This window comes from Streptomyces sp. SID3212 (assembly GCF_009865405.1).
GTDB lineage: Bacteria > Actinomycetota > Actinomycetes > Streptomycetales > Streptomycetaceae > Streptomyces.
The window spans coordinates 1-2,507 of sequence record NZ_WWJY01000492.1 but is presented as its reverse complement, the minus strand read 5'-3'; the positions used below and the strand labels follow the sequence as shown (position 1 = coordinate 2,507).

Annotated in this window: 1 protein-coding gene; it reads right to left on the bottom strand. The window is 74.8% G+C overall.

Going from position 1 to position 2,507, the window contains the following annotated elements; genetic code table 11:
- Positions 1-2,406, bottom strand: a 2,406-nt coding sequence (locus GT042_RS15035; RefSeq protein ID WP_161309222.1) for an AAA family ATPase, incomplete at its 3' end; no start/stop codon positions are given.
- Between the last annotated feature and the right edge of the window lie 101 nt (positions 2,407-2,507).

The window sequence follows — 2,507 nt, the reverse complement described above, 5'->3', positions numbered from 1 at the left end:
CGTGCCCGGCAGGCCCAGCGCCCCGGCCTCCATGGCGACCGCCGCGCACAGCAGCGGGAGCGCGTACCGCTGGGTGCCCGGCGGGAAGCCCCGTCCGACGGCCTGCTGGAACTCGGCGCGGGCGTCGGCGAGCCTGCCCTGCCGCGCGGCGACGCTCATCGCCATCCTGGACAGCGAGATGGAGTGCTGCGGCTGGGGGTCGTGGGTGCCGTAGAACGCGCGGGCCGCGTCCACCTGGGCCCGTGCCTCGGCCAGGTCGCCCCGGCGCAGGGCCAGTTCGGCGCGGCGGTCGGCGATCAGGCCGCGGGTCTTGCGGGAGAGGGCGAGCGCGGCGGCCTCGTCGAGGACCCGGTCCGCCTCGGCCCAGCGGCCCAGTGAGGTGAGCGACTGGGCGAGGTTGCCGCGTACCCAGCTCTCCGAGTTGGCCAGCCCCCGCTGGTGGCAGACCGCGATGGCCAGTTCGGCGGCGGTGACGGCCTCCGCCGAGCGGCCCACGGCCTCCAGCGTGGACGGCAGATTGGTCCCGGCGCGGCCGATGATGCCGACGGCGCCGATCTCGGCGGCCCGGTCGCGCACCGCGTACATCTCGGCGAGGCCCTCCTCGATGCCGCCCGCGTCGGCGGTGAGCCAGCCGTGGGTGAGGCGGGCGTGCAGCTCGATGAACTCGGCGCCGACCAGCTCGGCGTACTCGACGGCCCGGGTCGCGGCGGCCAGCGCCTCGGGGCCGGGCCGGTGCAGGGCGCCCCAGCTGGCGATGTTGACCAGGATGTCGGCGTGCACGGCCGACGGCGGCAGGCCGCGTACCAACTCCTGCGCGGTGGCGAGTTCCTGCCAGCCGTCGCCGCGTGTGAGGTCCTGCATGAGCCGGGAGCGCTGCGTCCAGAACCACGCGGCGCGCAGCGGGTCGGTGTCCCGCTCCAGGACCCGCATGGCCTTCTTGGAGATCGCCAGGGCCCGTTCGCGGTCGCCGCCGAAGCGCGCGGCGACGGTCGCCTCCGCCATCAGGTCGAGGTAGGAGAGCGCGGTGGTCTTCGTACCACCGGCGCACGCGGGGTAGACCTCGGCGTCGTCCGGCGGCCGGAGGGTGGCGAGCACCTCCGGCGGTGCGTCGTCCCACAGCTCCATGGCCCGCTCCAGCAGGCGCAGTTGCTCGGAGTGGGCGTACCGCTGGCGGGCCTCGACGGCGGCGCTCAGGACGACGGGCAGGGCCTTGGCCGCGTCGTGGGCGCTGTACCAGTAGCCGGCGAGGCGGGTGGTCCGTACGTCGGCGCAGACGTACCCCGGATGCGCCTCCAGGGCCTCCGCGTACCGGCGGTTGAGCCGGGAGCGCTCGCCGGGGAGCAGGTCGTCGCTGACCGCCTCGCGGACGAGGGAGTGGCGGAAGCGGTAGCTGTTGTCGTCCACCGGGAGCAGGATGTTCGCGCCGACGGCGAGCCGCAGCGCCTCGATGAGGTCGTCCTCGGCGAGGCGCGAGACGGCGAGCAGCAGCGGGTGTTCGACGGTGGTGCCGCCCTCGGCGACGATCCGCACGATCCGCTGGGCGTTCTCCGGGAGCGCCTCGACGCGGACGAGCAGGACGTCGCGCAGGGACTCGCTCAGGCCGGGGCGGCAGCCGGTGCCGTACGAACAGGCCAGTTCCTCCACGAAGAAGGCGTTGCCGTCGGAGCGGGTGAAGATCTCGTCCAGCAGGGCCGCGTCCGGTTCGGCGGCGAGGATGCCGGCCAGCTGGGTGGCGACCTCGGCGCGGGTGAAGCGGGAGAGTTCGAGGTGGCGTACGGACCGCAGGCGGTCCAGCTCGGCCAGGAGCGGGCGCAGCGGGTGGCGGCGGTGGATGTCGTCGGCGCGGTAGGTGGCGATCACGACGAGCCGGCCGCGGCGCAGGGCGCGGAAGAGGTACGCGAGGAGGTTCCGGGTGGAGGCGTCGGACCAGTGCAGGTCCTCCAGGACGAGCACCACCGTACGGTCGGCGGCCAGCCGTTCCAGGAGGCGGACGGTCAGTTCGAAGAGGCGCGCGGTGGAGTCCTCGCCGAGCGCCTCCCGGCCCGACTGCCCCAGCTCGGGCAGGATCCGGGCCAGTTCGCCCTCCTGGCCGTCGGCCGCCGCGATCAGCTCGTCGGGCAGGCGGCGCAGCAGGGAGCGCAGGGCGGTGGAGAAGGGGGCGAAGGGCAGTCCGTCGGCGCCGATCTCGACGCAGCCGCCGACCGCGACGACGGCCTTCTGCGCGCAGGCGGTGTCGAGCAGTTCCTCGACCAGGCGGGTCTTGCCGACCCCGGCCTCACCACTGATGAGCAATGCCTGGGGCTCACCGGCGTCGGCGCGGGCGAGCGCTTCGGTGAGGGCGGTCAGTTCGCCGGCTCTGCCGACGAACACAGGGCTGACGGACCTGGTATCCACAGGGCCGAGCATCGCACAACTGCCCGAGCCGGGAGTACCGGTTTGTCCGTGCGCGCCGGGCGCGGGGACGGGTGTGCGCGCCCGCGTGTGGGCGGGCGCGCGCACCGGCGCGG